The following is a 16314-nucleotide window of genomic DNA, read 5'->3' as shown; positions in this document are numbered from 1 at the left end:
TGTCGAATTGAGTAAGCGCTTTATTGACGGGGCGGCATTTCACGCGATGGTGTCGGCGGCGGCCGAACGTTTGCAGTCGAACGTGCAGAAGGTGAACGCCCTGAACGTATTCCCCGTTCCGGACGGAGACACCGGCACGAACATGAATCTCACCTTGACCTCCGGGGCGGAGGAGCTCAAGAAGCGGACTTCTCCGAACATCGGCCAAGCCGCCGAGGTGTTGTCGAAGGGCTTGCTTATGGGAGCGCGCGGCAACTCCGGCGTCATTTTGTCGCAATTGTTCCGGGGCTTCTCGAAGGGCGTGGCTTCGCTCGAGCGGGCGGACGCCTCGCAGTTCGCGGCCGCGCTGCAGCAAGGGGTCGAAACGGCGTACGCCGCCGTCGTGCGCCCGGTGGAAGGCACGATTTTGACGGTTTCGAAGGATGCCGCGAAGGCGGCCGTGCAGAGCGCCCGCCGCAACGCGGATCTCGAAGCCGTCATGCGCGACACGCTGGAAGCGGCGAAGCTCTCGCTCTCCCGGACGCCGGACTTGCTGCCGGTGCTGAAGCAGGTCGGCGTCGTCGATTCCGGCGGACAAGGGTTGGTCTACGTGTACGAAGGGTTCCTCGCGGCGCTCACCGGCGAAGCCGCCGGCGATGCGGAAGCCGCGGCGAAAACCGATTATTCGATCATTCCGCCGGAGGCGATCGCCGCGGCGCGCGCTTCGGCCGAAGCGCACGCGCCCGTGCAGGCGCACATCGCGACGGAATCGATCGAGCACGGCTACTGTACGGAATTCATCGTACAGCTCGCCCCGGGCGGGAAGGTGCCCGGCCTCGTCTTCGACGAGCCGGCGTTCCGCGCCAAGCTGGAAGAGATGGGGGATTCCCTGCTCGTCGTCGCGGACGACGAGCTCGTGAAGATTCATATCCACGCCGAACAGCCGGGCGAGGTGATGACGTACGCTCAGCAATTCGGCGAGCTGACCCGAATTAAGATCGAGAACATGCGGGAGCAGCACAGCCACATTTTGTCGCAGGATTACGAGGAAGGCCACATCGTCGGCATGCCCGCCGCCGCGCCCGAGCGCAAGCCGTTCGGCATGATCGCGGTCGCCGCGGGCGAAGGCTTAAGCGACATTTTCCAAAGCCTCGGCGTCGATTACGTGCTCTCCGGGGGCCAGACGATGAACCCGAGCACGGAAGACATCCTGAACGCCATCGCGAGCGTGCCGGCGGACCGCGTGTTCGTGCTGCCGAACAACTCGAACATCGTCATGGCGGCGAACCAAGCGAAGGAGCTCGCCGACAAGCCCGTCTACGTCGTGCCGACGAAGACGATCCAGCAGGGCATCGCCTCCGTGCTCGCGTTCCAAGAGGGCGCCGAGTTCGAACGGAACGGGGAAGCGATGCTGGCGGCGGCGAAGCGCGTCAAATCGGGGCAAGTGACGTTCGCGGTGCGCGATACGACGATCGACGAGGTCGACATTCAGGAAGGCGACTACATCGGCATCTTGGACGGCAAAATCGTCGTCTCGAGCCGCGACCCGTTCGAAACGTGCGCGACGCTCATTCGCGCGATGGTTCAGGACGGGGAAGAAATCTTGTCCGTCTACGTCGGCGATTCGGCCGAGCAGGCCGTCACCGACAAGCTGCGGACGCTGTTCGAAACCGAATATCCGGACATCGAAGTGGAGCTGCTTCCCGGGGGCCAGCCGGTGTATTCGTATTTGTTCTCGGCCGAGTAGGCCAATTCTCGATTCGAGGTGACCTTTATGGTGAAAGTGCGCATCGTAGTGGACAGCACGGCGGATTTGCCCGCGGACGTCCGCGAGCGGCTCGGCATCGAAATGGTGCCGCTCAAAGTGCATTTCGGCAACGAAACGTATTTGGATTCGGTGACGCTTTCCTCGCGGGACTTTTTCGACAAGCTCGCCGCGGCGAAGGAGATGCCGACGACGTCCCAGCCTTCTCCGGCGGATTTCGTAGAGACGTACAAGAAGCTGCTGCAGGAGCCGGATACCGCCATTATTTCGATCCATTTGTCCTCGGCTTTCAGCGGCACGTATCAATCGGCCGTTCTCGCGAAGTCGCTGCTCGAGGGCGAACCGAACATCCATCTCGTCGATTCCAAGAGCGCTTCGCTCGGCTTCGGCATGATGGCGATCGCGGCGGCCGAAGCGGCGGCGAACGGCGCCGGCGTCGAGGAGTGCCTCGAGCTGATCCGGGACATCAAGGAGCGGACGCAGCTGTACTTCCTCGTCGACACGCTGGAATATTTGCATAAGAACGGCCGCATCGGGCGCGCGTCCGCCCTGTTCGGCTCGCTGCTCAACATCAAGCCGATTTTATCGATCGATGCCGAAGAAGGCGTCATTTTCCCGGTCGATAAAGTGCGCGGCAGCCGGAAGGCGATGGGCCGTATCGTCGATTTGCTGCGCGAGAAATTCGGCGGCTCCGAAGTCGACGTGACGTTCGTCCACGCGAAAGCGCTCGAGGGCGCGCAGGAATTCGCCGGCGTATTGAAGGACACGTTCGCGGTGCGGCGCACGGCGTATTACGAGCTTGGCCCCGTCATCGGTACGCACGTCGGCCCGGGCACGCTCGGCGTGTTCGTCACCTCCGTGAAAGCATGAGCACAGAGCTGTTTTCGATCCCGGTGGAGCAGGTGCGCGGCGTTGGCGAAGCCAAGGCCCGCGAGCTTGCCTCCTTCGGGATTTTTTCCGTCGGCGATCTGCTCGAGCTGTTCCCGATCCGCTACGAGGATTTCCGCATCCGCCCGCTCGAGGAGGCGCAGGACGGAGAGAAGGTGACCGTGTCGGCGATCGTCCTCAGCGAGCCGAACGTGCAGCGGTTCGGCAAGCGGACGCGGATGGTGTGCAAGGCGGCGTCCGGCACCGTCTCGTTCACGGCGGTATGGTTTAATCAGCATTTCTTGAAGGAGCGGCTTCCGTACGGCGGGGAGGCGACGCTGACCGGCAAATGGGACCGCGCCCGCAAGCAGCTGACGGTGTCGAACACCGAGTTCGCGTCGTCCCGCGTACAGAAGGCGGGCTCCGTCCTGCCGGTGTATGCGGTGGGCGGCGAAATTACGCAGCCGTGGATGCGCAAGACGATTCATGCGGCGCTTGATCAGTTCGGCGACAAAGTCGGCGAGCTGCTGCCGCCGGCGCTCGTCCGCAAATATCGGCTGCTGCCCCGGCGGGACGCGCTGCGGGGCATCCATCAGCCGGGCGGCGACGTGCCGGGCGCGGACGCGCGGCGCCGGCTCGTATACGAGGAATTGTTTCTGTTCCAATTGAAAATTCAAGCGTACCGCGCCTGGGCGAACCGCCGCAAGGAGGGCGTCGCGCATCGGTTCGACCGCGAGGAGGTGCGCCGCTTCGTGCGGGCGCTGCCGTTCGAGCTGACCGACTCGCAGAAGAAGGTGATCGCCGAGGTGCTGAACGACCTCGAGGCGCCGCACAGCATGAACCGGCTGCTGCAGGGCGACGTCGGCGCCGGCAAGACGGTCGTGGCGGCCGTCGCGCTGTTCGCCTGCGTGAAGGGCGGGCTGCAGGGGGCGCTGATGGTGCCGACGGAAATTTTGGCGGAGCAGCACGCTAGATCGCTGCGGAAGCTGTTCGAGCCGTTCGGCGTCGAGGTGGCGCTGCTCATCGGCTCGCTGCGCGGTTCGGAGCGGCGCGGCGTGCTGGCCGGGCTGCAGAGCGGCATGATCGACGTCGTCGTCGGCACGCACGCGCTCATCCAGGACGACGTTTATTTCCGCGCGCTCGGCCTCGTCGTCACCGACGAGCAGCACCGGTTCGGCGTCGCGCAGCGCAGCGTGCTGCGGCGCAAGGGGCTGCATCCCGACGTGCTGACGATGACGGCGACGCCGATCCCGCGCACGCTCGCGATTACGGCGTTCGGGGACATGGACGTGTCGACGCTGCGCGAGCTGCCGAAAGGGCGGCTGCCGATCCGCACGTCGTGGGTGAAGCCGTCCGCGATGGACAAGGTGCTGGAGCTTATCCGCCGGGAGACGGCCGCCGGGCGTCAGGCGTACGTCGTCTGCCCGCTCATCGAGGAGTCGGACAAGCTCGACTACCAGAACGCGCTCGACATGTACGCGCAGCTGCAGGCGGTGTTCGGGCCCTCCAGCGTCGGTCTGCTGCACGGCCGGATGACGCCGGCGGAGAAGGACGACGTCATGGGCCGGTTCGGCGCAGGCGACGTCGCCGTGCTCGTGGCGACGACGGTCGTCGAGGTCGGCGTCGACGTGCCGAACGCGACGGTGATGGTCGTGTACGACGCGGAACGGTTCGGCCTCTCGCAGCTGCATCAGCTGCGCGGGCGGGTCGGGCGCGGGGCGCATCAGTCTTACTGCGTGCTCGTCGCCGATCCGAAGTCGGAGGCGGGCCGCGAGCGGATGAGCGTCATGGTCGAGACGAACGACGGGTTCGAGGTCGCGCGCCGCGACCTGGAGCTGCGCGGCCCCGGCGATTTCTTCGGCACGAAGCAGAGCGGCGCTCCCGAGTTCAAGCTCGCCGATCCGTCGCTGGACTTCGCGGCGCTCGAGGCGGCGCGCGACGACGCGGCCGAGCTCGTCCGCGACGAGACGTTCTGGACGAGCGCCGCGTACGCGGAGCTGCGGGCGATTCTCGCCCGCGAGCAAATTTTGCAGGGCGAGCTGATCGATTGACGGCCGTCCTTGGCAGGGGGAGAGAATCATGGCGCGAGCTTGTTCGTTTTTGCCGGCGGCGACGGAGATCGTGAAGGCGCTCGGGCTGGAGGCGTCGCTCGTCGGGGCGACGTTCGAGTGCGACGCGCCGCCTGCGGTGCCGCGGATCGTCCGTTCCGCCCTCGAGGGGCGGACACTGACGAGCGGCGAGATCGACGAGGCGGTGCGATCGGCGGCGGCCGCCGGGGAGACGCTGTATCGGATCGACGAGCCGCTGCTGCGCGAAGCGGCTCCGGACGTCATTTTCACGCAGCATTTGTGCGGCGTATGCCAGATCGGCACGGCGACGGCGGAGGCGGCGGTGGCGGATTGGGCGTCGCCGCCGCGCATCGTGCCGCTCGTGCCGCATACGCTCGAGGAGGTGCTCGCGTGCATCGGCACGGTGGCGCGTGAGCTCGGCGCGCCGGAAGCGGGCGAGCGGCTGCTCGCCTCGCTGCGCGCGCGCCTTGCGGCCGCCGCCGCCGCGACGGAGGGCGTCCCGCGGGTCGAGGCGCTGTTCCTCGAGTGGATCGACCCGCTGTTCCGCGCCGGGCACTGGATCCCGGATCAGATCGCGGCGGCGGGCGGGGTCGACCGGCTCGCCGTCCCCGGCGGCCGCTCCGGCGCGCTGTCCTGGGACGACGCGCTCGCCCTCGACCCCGAGGCGATCGTCGTCGCGCCGTGCGGCCTGACGCTCGAGCAGGCGGCCGCGGAAGCGCGCGCCTCGCTCGCCGGCCGCCCGGGCTGGTCCGGCCTGCGCGCCGTCGCCGCCGGCCGCGTCTACGCCGCCGACGCGAACTTGTTTACGATGCCCGGCGCGAGCCTCGTAGACGGCGTCGAGCTGCTGGCGGCGCTGTTCCACCCGAAGCGGTTCCCGTTGCCTGAGCGGCTGCGCGGCTCGTTCGTTCGGTTGTAACGGCTTTACTACGGCGGTCCCTGGCGGGGCCGCTTTTTTTGCGTTATGGAGGCGGTCCGCGGCGGCCGGGGGGTCGTCCGTTTTCGCCGGCCAGGCAGTTTCGCCGCGTGGCCTACATACATATACGTATATGGCGAGCCTCGCGAATGAAACCGGACGGAGGTGTGCGGCGTGCCCGGATACGAAAAATACGGCATCAGCGCGGACATGGTGGAACGCGTCAAAGCGAAAATGAAAGATCGCGCGGCGAAGGAGCGGGTGAAGACGGTGCTCGCGAACGTCTCCAAGACCGACCTGCAAAACCGCGCGACGGTCAAGCGCCTCGTCGGCCTTGCCTGCAAGGCGCTCGGCGAAAAGCCGACGGACGGCGAAGTCGAACGGATCGTCCGCTTCGTCGTCGACCAGCGTATCGATCCGAACAACGCGATCCATTTGCTTAAATTATGGAATATGTTCCGATAGGCGGTTCGGCCTCTGGATAAGAATGTACGTTCGGTATATAATAGGGGTATCCTTGCCGAACATATATTCTTATTTTTTTGCGAAGGTGATGGGCATGAAGGAAGGACGCGTCGTCATGATGGCCGATATGCAGAGCTTCTACGCCAGCGTCGAGAAGGCGAGCCGGCCGGAGACGGCGGGGAAGCCCGTCGTCGTCGCGGGCGATCCGAAGCTGCGCTCGGGCATCGTGCTGGCCGCCTGCCCGGTCGCGAAGCGGTACGGCGTGACGACGGCGGAGCGGCTCGGGGAGGCGCTCAACAAGTGCGCCGATCTGATCGTCGTCCGCCCGCGGATGCAGACGTACATCGACGTCTCGATGCAAATCACGCGCATCCTGGAGCGGTACGCGGACGCGGTCGAGCCGTTCTCGATCGACGAGCAGTTCTGCGAGCTGACGGGGGGACTGCGCATGCACGGCGATCCGGTCGAGACGGCGCGGCGCATGCAGCGGGACATTCTCGAGCGGACGGGGGTGTACGCGCGGATCGGCATCAGCGACAACAAAGTGCTGGCGAAGATGGCGTGCGACCAGTACGCGAAGAAGAACGAGTCGGGCGTGTACGTCCTGCGCCGCGCGGAGGTCGAGGAGAAGCTGTGGAAGCTGCCGGTCCAAGGCATGTTCGGCATCGGCAGCCGCATGATGCGCCATTTGAACCGGATGGGCATCTATACGATCGGCGACTTGGCGCGGACGCCGCTCGCGACGCTGCAGCGCCGCTGGGGTATCAACGGCGAGGTGCTGTGGCGCACGGCGCACGGCATCGACGATTCGCCGGTCGCTCCGGGCACGCACGAGGGCGCGCAGCAGGCGATCGGCCACGGGATGACGCTGCCGCGGGACTACGGCGAGGCGCGCGACATCGAGACGGTGCTGCTGGAGCTGGCCGAGGAGGTATGCCGCCGGTGCCGGTTCCGCGGAGTGATGGGGCGGGTGCTGTCGGTCGGCTGCGCGGGAGCCGGCTTCGAGTTCGGCTTCTCCCGCCAGACGACGCTGCCGGTGCCGACCCAAGCGACGAACCACGTGTACCGGGCGGCGAAGGAGCTGTTCCACAAGTTTTGGAACGGCCGGCCGGTGCGGCAGCTCAGCATCGCGCTCGGCGGGCTCGCGCGCGACGACACGTACCAGCTCGAGTTCGACGACGAGCGGGAGACGTACCGGGCGCTCGAGCGGACGACGGACGCGATCAAGGCGCGCTACGGCCCGTCCGCGCTCGTGCGCGCCGTATCGGCGGGCCTTGCCGGGCAGGCGTACGGCCGGTCCGCGAAAATCGGCGGACATTACAAATAACGACGGACGCAGAGTAGGACACGGAAGCAAGGAGGCGCGCTTTCATCATGGCGATACGAGGAAAAAAACTGCGCGGCAACGGCATCTGGGAGGCGTCGCGCATGATGCTGCCGGAGCATAAATCGGCGATTCGCACGCACCGCGAGCGGCTCTCCGAGCGGCAGCGGCCGGAGCTCGACGAGCAGCGTCTCGAAGAGCTGTCGGCGGCGCTCGCGGAGGCGCTCGAGAGCCGGGCGCCGGCGGCGGTGACGACGTTCGGGGCGTACGGCGACGAGACGAAGGTCGGCGTCGTCGCGAGCATCGATCCGATTCGCCGCTACGTGAAGCTGACGGCGGAGGGGGAGACGGTATGGATTCCGCTCGCCGACATCGTGCACGTGGCGCCGTTTCGGGCAGGGGGCGCATAACGATTGCATTCGGAGCCAAAATAAGGTAAGATGCCATTGAATTGATCATCAGAACATGACGCAAGGAGGATTCCGACGACCGATGGAGCTGGTACACTGATTCGATGCGCTTGACGGTTTGACGCGAATAGATGCGGCAAACGCTCTGCCGAAAGGCGGGGGAAGCGGGATCAGTGTGCGCGCGGGAGCGGACTCTTTGTCGGCGTATTTTCGCCGTTCGTCGGCGTCGTTCAGACGTCGTCCGGTTCCCCCATACGTCATCCTTTGATTTCCTCGCGCCCGGAAGCGTTGCTTCCGGGCGCGTGTTGCGTTTGCCGGATCTTCGCCGCGGCCCCGAGGGGGCGCGGACAACGATTCGGAAATGGGGAATCTCTATATGTTTATTGTGAAAGCGAACGGAGTGTCGAAAGAGTGGGGCGGCCAGAGAGTGTTTCGCGGCGTGACGATGGACGTGCGCGAAGGGGAGAAGCTCGCAGTCTTCGGGCGCAACGGCGCCGGCAAGACGACGCTGCTCGGCGTGCTGCGCGGCGACGTCGAGCCGAACGAAGGCACGGTCCAGCGATTCGTGCCGGCGGAGGCGTGGGGGCTGCTGGAGCAGCGGCCCGAGCGGCCGGAGGAGAGCGAGTCGACCGTAACGATCGACTACGTGCGAGCCGCGGACGCGGGCCTCGCGGCCGCGCGGGAGGAGCTGCTGCGCCGGGAGCGGGAGCTGCGGGAGGCGTCCGAAGCGGAAGCGCCGGACGCGTCGGCGCTGGAGGCGGCCGCGGCGCGGTACGCCGAAGCGCTGGATGCGTACGCGGCGCGGAACGGGTACGCCTGGGAGGCGGAGGTCGAGCGGGCGCTCGCGCAGGTGGGGCTTCCGCCGCGGACGTGGAGCCTGCCGCTCGCGGCGCTCAGCGGCGGGGAACGGACGCGCGCCGCGCTCGCCCGCCTGCTCGTCCGCCGGCCGAAGGCGCTCTTCCTCGATGAGCCGACGAATCATCTCGACGCCGATACGGTGGTTTGGCTGCAGTCGTGGCTGCGCGCGTATCCCGGTGCCGTCGTCGTCGTGTCGCACGACCGGACGTTCCTCGACGCCGTCGTCGACCGCATCGTCGAGCTGGGTCCGGACGGCGCGAAGTCGTATAAGGGCAACTACGCGGCGTACCGGGAGCAGAAGGAGCTCGAGCGGCGAACGCAAATCGCCGCTTACCGCAAGCAGGAGCGGGAGCGGGAGAACATCCTGGAGTCGATCCGGATGTATCAGCAGTGGTATTTGCAGGCGAGCCGGGACGCGGCGAAGGCGGAAGGCATCACGAAGCCGTACTACGCCGCCAGAGCCAACAAGCATACGGCGAGGTACCACGCGAAGGAGAAGGAGCTCGAGCGGCTCGAGAAAGAGCGGGTCGAGAAGCCGCGGGAGGCGGAGCAGCTGCGCGTCGCGTTCCGCGAAGGAACGTTCGAGGCGAAGACGCTGATCGAGGCGGAGGGCGTCGCGTTCGGCTACGAGGGGGAGTCGGCGCCGATCGTCCGGGAAGGGCGCCTCGCCGTCGGGCGCGGCGACAAAATCGCCGTCGTCGGCGCGAACGGCGCGGGCAAGACGACGCTGCTGCGGCTTCTCGCCGGCGAGCTGACGCCGGCGGGCGGGTCCGTCCGCCGGCACCCGGAACTGCGCGTCGGCTATTTCTCGCAGCGGCTCGAGGGCCTCGACCCGAACGAGACGCTGCTCGACAGCCTGCTGCGCGTGCCGGACATGACGCAGACGTTCGCGAGAACGATTCTGGGCTGCTTCCTGTTCTCGCGGGACGACGCGTTCCGGCGCATCGGGGAGCTGAGCATGGGCGAGCGGTGCCGCGCGGCGTTCCTGCAGCTGTATTTCAGCGGCGCCAACCTGCTCGTGCTGGACGAACCGACGAACTATCTCGACGTCGACGCGCGCGAACGAATGGAGGAAGCGCTGGCGGCTTACCCCGGGGCGCTGATCGCGGCGTCGCACGACCGGTATTTTCTGCGGGCGGTCGCGAACCGCGTCGTCTCGCTGCCCGGGGACGGCAGCTGGCGCGTATACGACATGCCGTACGCGGAATACGAACGCCGCCCGGACGGGCCGCCGGCGTCGGCGGAAGAGCGCGAGCGGGAGGACGCGTACCGCCGGGCGGAGCTGGAACGCGCCGCGCTGATGGCGAAGACGGAGCTGGACGACGAGGGACGGGAGAGGCTGCGGGAGCTGACCCGCGTCCTCGAGGAAATTGAGGCCTTGCGTCAGTCGTGAACGATCGCGCGGTTCCGCCCCTCCGCCTTCGCCCGATATAACGCTTCGTCGGCGCGGCGGATCACCTCTTCGGCGGTGTCTCCGTGAAGCGGGAACGCGGCGCCGCCGATCGACACCGTGACCCGCCGGCCGATCGGGCTGGCGGTTTCCCCGATACGGCTTCTCAGCCGTTCCGCGAGCGCGCGGGCCGTATCCGGGTCGGCGCCGGGGGCGAGCACGACGAACTCTTCGCCGCCGTATCGGCAGACGACGTCCTGCCCCCGAACCGTCCGCGACGCGAGACGGGCGATAAATTGCAGCACCTCGTCCCCCGCCTGGTGCCCGTACTGGTCGTTCACTTGTTTGAAATGGTCGGCGTCGATCGCCAGCAAGCAGAACGGCAGCCGCTGGCGTTCCCATTCGTGCAGCAGGCGATCCATCATGCGTCGATTGTATAGTCCTGTTAGTTGATCCGTCGTCGCTTCCGCCGACAGCGCATCGAACCGATGCCGGATTTGGAAGGACGCTTTCGCCAGCGTATCGAACAGCCGGTTCGCCTCGTAGTTCCAATCGTGAATGGCGGGAAGCTCGGCCGCCGGCGCCGCCCCGGGCTCTTCCGACAGCCGCTCCGCATACCGGGCCAGCTTGTACAGCGGGGAAGAAATAAACCGGACCAGCACGTAAATCAGCGCGACGATCAGCGCCGCGAGCGGCAGCGCGGACAGCAAAATGCGCGTGACGATGCGGCGAATGGCGCGCGATACCGTTCGCTGCGGCGTTTGGGAGACGACGAGCCAATCGGTTTCCGGCACCGATCCGACGCCGGCGAGCATGCCGTGGCGCAGCGAGACGGCGATTCGTTCCTGCTCGCTTCCCGCCGCGAATACGTCCCGCAGGTCGGCGAACGCCGCCGCGTTCTTCCCGACGAGAGCGTCGTCCGGATGATAAATGACGTTGCCGGCGGAAGAAAGGACGTACACGTGCCTTCCCGCCTCGTTGAACGGATTCGTTCCGATCAGCGCCCTGACCAAATTCGGTTCGTGCAGCGAAATCGTGCCGCCCGCAAACCCGAGGTACCGGCCTTGCGCGTCGAAGATCGGATGGGAGATCAGCACGATTAAGCGATTCAATACGCCAAGATACGGCTCGGAAACGAGCGCCTTGCGTTCTCGGAGCGCCTCAAGAGCGCCGACCGTCGTCAGCTTGCGGCCGACCAGTCCGAGATTCCGCGGGGACGCATCCAGGACGAACCCGTTTTCGTCGGCGATGAACGCGACATTGAAGCCGCTTCCCTCTCGTACGATATCAAGAAATAAGTGCAGGTGCTGTGTGTCCGTCTCGCCGGCGGCATGTTCCGCGACCGTTTTCAAGCCGGATTTCAACGACGCGAACAACTCGTCGGTCGCTCCCGCCAATTGCGCCGCGTTAAGCCGCTGCGCGTCCAGCGTATCGGCGGTCCACAACGCCCTCCCGGCCGAAAACCCGACGCCCGCGATGACGGCGAACGTCAGCAGGACGGAGACCGCCACGAGGGCGATGACCAAATGATGCAGCTTCAACCCGCGGAACCGTGCTTGCTTCATGCGCGCTCCCTCCCGAACCCGATCCGCCGGATGCGTCCGCCGCCGACGGAATCGGGGAGGTCCGGCGCGGATCGCGTCAAATGAATCCCGCCCACTCGACGTGCACCGTTTCGGCTTCTTCCTCCGCCGCCGTTTCCGGCTGCGCCTCCGGCGCCGTTTCGTTCGCCTGCTCCAATTCGGCTTCCGCTTCGCGCTCGTTCATGCCCGAATCCCTCCTTCCGTCCGATTGTCGGCTAGCGGCAATAGTGTCCCCCGAAATAAGGAAATTATCGCGCGGCGAGCGGAGACAATCGTCTGAAGTTTGTATAAATCATCCACGGGGGATAGAACTTATAGGAATTTCCCGTTATAATAGGATACGCAAAGCGCGAACGGACGAGCCGTACATATGCGAATCGCGAACATGCGCGCGTAACGCTCGCGTTCAGGAGATTCGGATTCGCAGAACCAACCGGAGGAATCAACGATGCCAGGAACCGAGAAACCGCAAGGCCGCCCAAAAAGCGATATTCACCTAAGTCAACTGGCTTCCGTGGGTCAAATCGCCGCAGGCATCGCGCACGAGGTTCGAAATCCGTTGACGGCCGTCAAAGGGTTTCTGCAGCTGCTCAAGGAGCGAAACGAGCCGAAGTACATCGATATCGCCGAGACCGAGTTGAATAACGCGATCGTTATTCTGCAAAATTTGCTGCAGGTATCTAAACCGGATTTGGACGACGAACCGTTCGTCTCGATCGATTTGGCGGCGGAACTGGAAATGTTGACCCAGTTATTCCAGGACCAATTTTACCGCGTCGAGCTCGTAAAGCAATTCGAAAAGCCTGGGACGTACATTTACGGCAAGCGCAATCAACTGAAACGAGCGTTTTTCAATTTGATGAAGAACGCTTTCGAAGCGATCCCGAACGAAGGGACGATCACGATCGGCCAGACGGTTTCGGAGGATGCGGTCACCGTATTCGTGCAGGACGACGGAGTCGGCATTCCGAAAGAAAAACTGGGGCTGCTCGGCACGCCCTTTTTCACGACGAAGGAAGCCGGCACCGGCATGGGGCTTACGCTCGTGTTTTCGGTCGTCTATCAGAACAACGGCGTCATCGAGGTGGAGAGCGAAGAGCAGCAAGGGACGAGATTTTCGATCCGCTTCCCGAGGGGAACGGGCAGCAAACGCAGAGAGGTGGTACTTCTGAAAATGATCGACACGAACACAGACAACCTCAAAGATTTCTTTATCATGAACCGCGGTGCCTTCGAAGAAAGATTGCTGCAGGAAGCCGTCAACGTCCGGGATAAAATCGACGAAATTTTGCGGGTCGGAAACATCAATTTGCTCGAAAACGCGCACAAGCTGGTGCTGTATATCGTCGAAGGCCGGGAACACGAAGTCATTTCGTTCGCGAAGATGGAGGGCGTCGCTTGGGCGAAGCATTCGCTGACGCTCGCGTTCAAGCTCGAGTGGATCCAAACGGTGCGGCGCGTCATGTGGGATTTCTTGTACAATTTCGATAAGGCGAACAAGCTGACGTTCGATTTGGAAGGCTTCTACGGACTGGAGAAGCGAATCAACGACCTGATGGACATGTTCTCGAATCATTTGTTCATCAGCTATTCGCAGTACAAGGACGACCTGATCCGCGCCCAGCGGGAGATGGTGGAAGATTTGTCGGTGCCGATCATTCCGCTGACGCCGACGATGTCCATCCTGCCTTTGATCGGTCCGATCGACTCGTTCCGTTCCGCTACGATCGAAGACGTCGTCATCACGCAAATCGGTACCGACCGGATCGAGACGCTCGTCATCGACCTGTCCGGCGTCGTGGAAATGGAGCCCGAAGTCATCCGGCAATTGATCAGCGTCATCGACGGGGTCGGCATGATGGGCTGCAAGGTTATCATTACGGGGCTGCGGCCGGAAATCGTCAAAGTGATGATCCGCCTCGGTCTCTCCTTTCAAGAGCGGGCGGTCATGAAGGGAACGCTGCAGCAGGCGCTCTTGGACCATCTGTTGAAGCCGGTGTTGAATGCCGCCGCCGAGAAGGAGTCCACTACTACATAACGAAGAGCAGCCGACGGCTGCTTTTTTTCGCGTTTGGCGCAAAAAAAAACGCAGAGCGATAAGGCTCTGCGCATCAATAGCTCGGAGGCTGCTTTCGCAGCCCCCTCATGGGAGAGGAGAAACCGGACGAAGAGCTTATGGGGAAACGTAAGTCTTCTCCGCGGTTGTCTACGACATCCGTGATGTCGTTAGCTCTAGCATTGCCATTTGGGGAAAGTTTATACATGGGGACGGAACATTTTTCAAGAAAACGTCCGTGTGGTACGATAACGGTAAAGCGACGGTTGCGATAAGCGGCGCGATGGAGGTCAAAGCAGCATGAGAGTCATCTCGGGGAGCGCGAAAGGGCGCTCGCTGAAGCCGGTGCCCGGCACCGGCACGCGTCCGACGACGGACAAAGTGAAGGAAGCGCTGTTCAGCATGATCGGCCCGTACTTCGACGGCGGCGAGGCGCTCGATTTGTTCGCGGGCACGGGCGGCCTCGGCATCGAGGCGCTCAGCCGCGGCATGGAGCGCGCGGTGTTCGTCGACAGCGATCGGAAGGCGGTCGAGACGGTGCAGGCGAACGTCGCGGCGGCGAAGGTGGACGCGGCGGCGGAGGTGTACCGCAACGACGCGATGCAGGCGCTGAGGGCGCTGGCGAAGCGGGGTCGCGCGTTCGATCTCGTGTTTCTCGATCCGCCGTATCGGATGAAGAACGCGCATGAATATTTGGAGTTTATGGAGAAGCAGGGGCTGCTCCGCGACGGAGCGACGGCGGTCGTCGAGCACGAAGCGTCGCACGCGTATCCGGAGCGGTTCGGCGGCTTCGCGCTGCGGCGCAGGTCGGATTACGGAGACACCGCCCTCAGCATATTCAGCTTTGCGAAGGAGATGGAGCCATGAACGGCGGCACGACCCAACAAGACAGTCCGATGAAGGTGGCGGTATACCCCGGCAGCTTCGACCCGGTTACGAACGGTCACCTCGACATTATCCGCAGGGCCGCGAAGCAGTTCGACCGGTTGATCGTCGCGGTGCTGAACAACACGTCCAAGAACCCGCTGTTCACGCTCGACGAGCGGATGGGACTGCTGCGGGACGTGACCGCCGATCTGCCGAACGTGGAGATCGACGGCTTCCGGGATTTGCTGATCAATTATATGGCGAAAAAGAACGCGCACGTCATCGTGCGCGGCCTTCGGGCGGTATCCGATTTCGAGTACGAGCTGCAGCTCGCCACGGCGAACCATAAGCTGAGCCCGGACGTGGAGACGTTCTTCATGATGACGAGCCCGGATTACTCATTCCTCAGCTCGAGCATCGTGAAAGAAATCGCGAAGTTCCAGGGCCCCGTCGCCGATTTGGTGCCGCCGGCCGTCGAGAAAGCGCTCCGGGCGAAGTTCGCCTAGCGGCGGCGGAGGCGGGCGGCTCCGCGGAGCGCGGCGGCGACGCTGGATAGGACGGCGGCGGCGAGCGCGAAGGCGGCGAGCGCCTGCGCCATGGCCGGCATGTGAGGCCACAGGCCGTGCGCGCCGAGCCCCGCGGCAGCCACTCCGGCGCCCGGCGCGGCCGCGAACGTCGGCGAGACGCCGCCGAACCAGCGGAGCAGCGGCTCCCACAGCGCGAACGCGACGAGGACGGAGACGGCCGCATGCACGAGCCGCGCGCGCAGGAACGGAGCGTAGCGCAGGTCAGTGCCGCCGACGAGGCTTTTCACCTGCGCGTGCGCCGACAGGCCGCCCCAGCCGACGACGGCGGCGAGCAGCGCAGCGGCCCAGACCGAAGCGCCGCCCGCCTGCGCGACCGTATAGGCGCCGAGGTGCACCTCGAGCAGGGCGGCGGCGGATGCGTCCGCGAGCGCGCCCGGCAGGCCGAACGGCGTCAGGGCGAGCTGCGCGACGCTTCGGATCGCGTCGGCGACGCCGAGCAGGCCGAGCAGGCGCAGCAGCACCGAGAAGACGATCATGAGGCCGCCGATGACGAGCAGCGATTGGACGGCGGAGGCGACGGCGTCGCCGAGCAGCCGGCCGAGCGGGCGGCCGTCCCGGCGGCGCGCTTCGGCCATGGCGAGCAGCGGCCCCGTCCCCGGCCGTCCGCCGCGGTCGTCCGCGGGCGGCTCTGCCGCCGGCTCCGCCGCGTCCCGCGACGGGAGGCGGCAGACGATGAGGCCGGTGACGAGCGCGGAGACGAGATGGACCGCCGTCAGCGGCAGCCCGAGCTCCGGACGGCCGAGGAAGCCGACGGCGACGACGACCGTGAGGAAGATCGGGCTCGCGATATGCGACACGGCGAGCAGCCGCTCGCCTTCGGCGCGGCTTACGAGGCCGTCGCGGCGCAAGTCGGCGGCCGCCTTCGCGCCGCCGGGAAAGCCGGCGGCGAAGCCCGCGGCGAGCGCCCAGCCGCCGACGCCGGGCACGCGGAACAGCACGCGCATGAGCGGCTCGAGCAGGACGCCGAGCGCGTGCACGACGCCGAAGCCGAGCAGCAGCTCGGACAGCATAAAGAAAGGGAGCAGCGCCGGAAAGACGATCTCCCACCAGACGGTAAGCCCGGACATCGAAGCGGCGAACGCTTCGCCGGGATAAGCGACGATCATGCCGACCAACACGACGGCGGCGGCCGCCAGCAGCCCGGTCTGCGCCCGGCGGACGGTTTCGCTTCGTTCTATCAT

General features: G+C 65.3%; 14 protein-coding genes. 11 read left to right on the top strand and 3 right to left on the bottom strand.

The window, feature by feature from the left end; translation table 11 throughout:
• The first annotated feature begins 7 nt into the window (after positions 1-7).
• The 8 genes from VE009_RS06010 to abc-f all read left to right on the top strand — a co-directional run bounded on the left by VE009_RS06010 (position 8) and on the right by abc-f (position 10043).
• The gene (locus VE009_RS06010) at positions 8-1726 is read left to right on the top strand and encodes a DAK2 domain-containing protein (RefSeq protein WP_325006488.1); all 1719 of its coding nucleotides are present in this window, start codon (positions 8-10) and stop codon (positions 1724-1726) included.
• 27 nt (positions 1727-1753) lie between these two features.
• Positions 1754-2614 (top strand): DegV family protein, encoded by an 861-nt coding sequence (locus VE009_RS06005; RefSeq protein WP_325006487.1) that lies wholly within the window; start codon positions 1754-1756, stop codon positions 2612-2614.
• The gene (gene recG / locus VE009_RS06000; protein ID WP_325006486.1) at positions 2611-4662 is read left to right on the top strand and encodes an ATP-dependent DNA helicase RecG; all 2052 of its coding nucleotides are present in this window, start codon (positions 2611-2613) and stop codon (positions 4660-4662) included. The genes VE009_RS06005 and recG overlap by 4 nt, the downstream gene beginning before the upstream one ends.
• Positions 4663-4690: 28 nt before the next feature.
• On the top strand, positions 4691-5596 hold the full coding sequence (locus tag VE009_RS05995; RefSeq protein WP_325006485.1) for an ABC transporter substrate-binding protein: 906 nt from the start codon (positions 4691-4693) through the stop codon (positions 5594-5596).
• 171 nt (positions 5597-5767) lie between these two features.
• Positions 5768-6058 carry a stage VI sporulation protein F gene (locus tag VE009_RS05990; RefSeq protein ID WP_414694785.1) on the top strand — a complete coding sequence of 97 codons (291 nt, stop codon included), beginning with the start codon at positions 5768-5770 and terminating at the stop codon, positions 6056-6058.
• A gap of 88 nt (positions 6059-6146) precedes the next feature.
• A complete protein-coding gene (locus VE009_RS05985; protein WP_414694788.1) occupies positions 6147-7385 on the top strand; it encodes a DNA polymerase IV in 1239 nt (412 codons plus the stop codon).
• A gap of 47 nt (positions 7386-7432) precedes the next feature.
• Complete coding sequence (locus VE009_RS05980; protein WP_325006483.1) at positions 7433-7792, top strand: YolD-like family protein; 360 nt, start codon at positions 7433-7435, stop codon at positions 7790-7792.
• Between the two features lie 376 nt (positions 7793-8168).
• Positions 8169-10043, top strand: coding sequence for a ribosomal protection-like ABC-F family protein (abc-f, locus tag VE009_RS05975; RefSeq protein ID WP_325006482.1), 1875 nt, complete (start codon positions 8169-8171; stop codon positions 10041-10043).
• On the opposite strand, the gene VE009_RS05970 is transcribed toward abc-f, so the two are convergent.
• Positions 10034-11605 (bottom strand): sensor domain-containing diguanylate cyclase, encoded by a 1572-nt coding sequence (locus VE009_RS05970; protein WP_325006481.1) that lies wholly within the window; start codon positions 11603-11605, stop codon positions 10034-10036. The two genes, abc-f and VE009_RS05970, sit on opposite strands and share 10 nt — an antisense overlap.
• A gap of 76 nt (positions 11606-11681) precedes the next feature.
• Complete coding sequence (locus VE009_RS05965; protein WP_325006480.1) at positions 11682-11807, bottom strand: hypothetical protein; 126 nt, start codon at positions 11805-11807, stop codon at positions 11682-11684.
• A gap of 264 nt (positions 11808-12071) precedes the next feature.
• Between VE009_RS05965 and VE009_RS05960 the strand changes: the two genes are divergently transcribed.
• The 3 genes from VE009_RS05960 to coaD all read left to right on the top strand — a co-directional run bounded on the left by VE009_RS05960 (position 12072) and on the right by coaD (position 15052).
• Positions 12072-13661: an ATP-binding protein gene (locus VE009_RS05960; protein ID WP_325006479.1), complete on the top strand. Its 1590-nt coding sequence runs from the start codon at positions 12072-12074 to the stop codon at positions 13659-13661.
• A gap of 318 nt (positions 13662-13979) precedes the next feature.
• Complete coding sequence (gene rsmD, locus VE009_RS05955) at positions 13980-14546, top strand: 16S rRNA (guanine(966)-N(2))-methyltransferase RsmD (protein ID WP_325006478.1); 567 nt, start codon at positions 13980-13982, stop codon at positions 14544-14546.
• The gene (coaD, locus tag VE009_RS05950; RefSeq protein ID WP_325006477.1) at positions 14543-15052 is read left to right on the top strand and encodes a pantetheine-phosphate adenylyltransferase; all 510 of its coding nucleotides are present in this window, start codon (positions 14543-14545) and stop codon (positions 15050-15052) included. Before rsmD ends, coaD begins: the two co-directional genes overlap by 4 nt.
• Here coaD and VE009_RS05945 read toward each other — a convergent pair.
• The gene (locus VE009_RS05945; RefSeq protein ID WP_325006476.1) at positions 15049-16314 is read right to left on the bottom strand and encodes a nucleoside recognition domain-containing protein; all 1266 of its coding nucleotides are present in this window, start codon (positions 16312-16314) and stop codon (positions 15049-15051) included. The two genes, coaD and VE009_RS05945, sit on opposite strands and share 4 nt — an antisense overlap.

Origin of the sequence: Paenibacillus sp., assembly GCF_035645195.1 — a bacterium.
GTDB lineage: Bacteria > Bacillota > Bacilli > Paenibacillales > YIM-B00363 > Paenibacillus_AE.
This window is presented reverse-complemented; position numbering and strand designations above follow the sequence as displayed.

What these genes read in the sequence shown, in the direction of transcription:
- VE009_RS06005 (WP_325006487.1), top strand. Translation starts at nt 1,754, where the DNA reads ATGGTGAAAGTGCGCATCGTAGTGGACAGCACGGCGGATTTGCCCGCG.
- recG (WP_325006486.1), top strand. Translation starts at nt 2,611, where the DNA reads ATGAGCACAGAGCTGTTTTCGATCCCGGTGGAGCAGGTGCGCGGCGTT.
- VE009_RS05995 (WP_325006485.1), top strand. Translation starts at nt 4,691, where the DNA reads ATGGCGCGAGCTTGTTCGTTTTTGCCGGCGGCGACGGAGATCGTGAAG.
- VE009_RS05985 (WP_414694788.1), top strand. Translation starts at nt 6,147, where the DNA reads ATGGGCATGAAGGAAGGACGCGTCGTCATGATGGCCGATATGCAGAGC.
- VE009_RS05980 (WP_325006483.1), top strand. Translation starts at nt 7,433, where the DNA reads ATGGCGATACGAGGAAAAAAACTGCGCGGCAACGGCATCTGGGAGGCG.
- abc-f (WP_325006482.1), top strand. Translation starts at nt 8,169, where the DNA reads ATGTTTATTGTGAAAGCGAACGGAGTGTCGAAAGAGTGGGGCGGCCAG.
- VE009_RS05970 (WP_325006481.1), bottom strand. Translation starts at nt 11,605, where the DNA reads ATGAAGCAAGCACGGTTCCGCGGGTTGAAGCTGCATCATTTGGTCATC.
- VE009_RS05965 (WP_325006480.1), bottom strand. Translation starts at nt 11,807, where the DNA reads ATGAACGAGCGCGAAGCGGAAGCCGAATTGGAGCAGGCGAACGAAACG.
- VE009_RS05960 (WP_325006479.1), top strand. Translation starts at nt 12,072, where the DNA reads ATGCCAGGAACCGAGAAACCGCAAGGCCGCCCAAAAAGCGATATTCAC.
- rsmD (WP_325006478.1), top strand. Translation starts at nt 13,980, where the DNA reads ATGAGAGTCATCTCGGGGAGCGCGAAAGGGCGCTCGCTGAAGCCGGTG.
- coaD (WP_325006477.1), top strand. Translation starts at nt 14,543, where the DNA reads ATGAACGGCGGCACGACCCAACAAGACAGTCCGATGAAGGTGGCGGTA.
- VE009_RS05945 (WP_325006476.1), bottom strand. Translation starts at nt 16,314, where the DNA reads ATGATAGAACGAAGCGAAACCGTCCGCCGGGCGCAGACCGGGCTGCTG.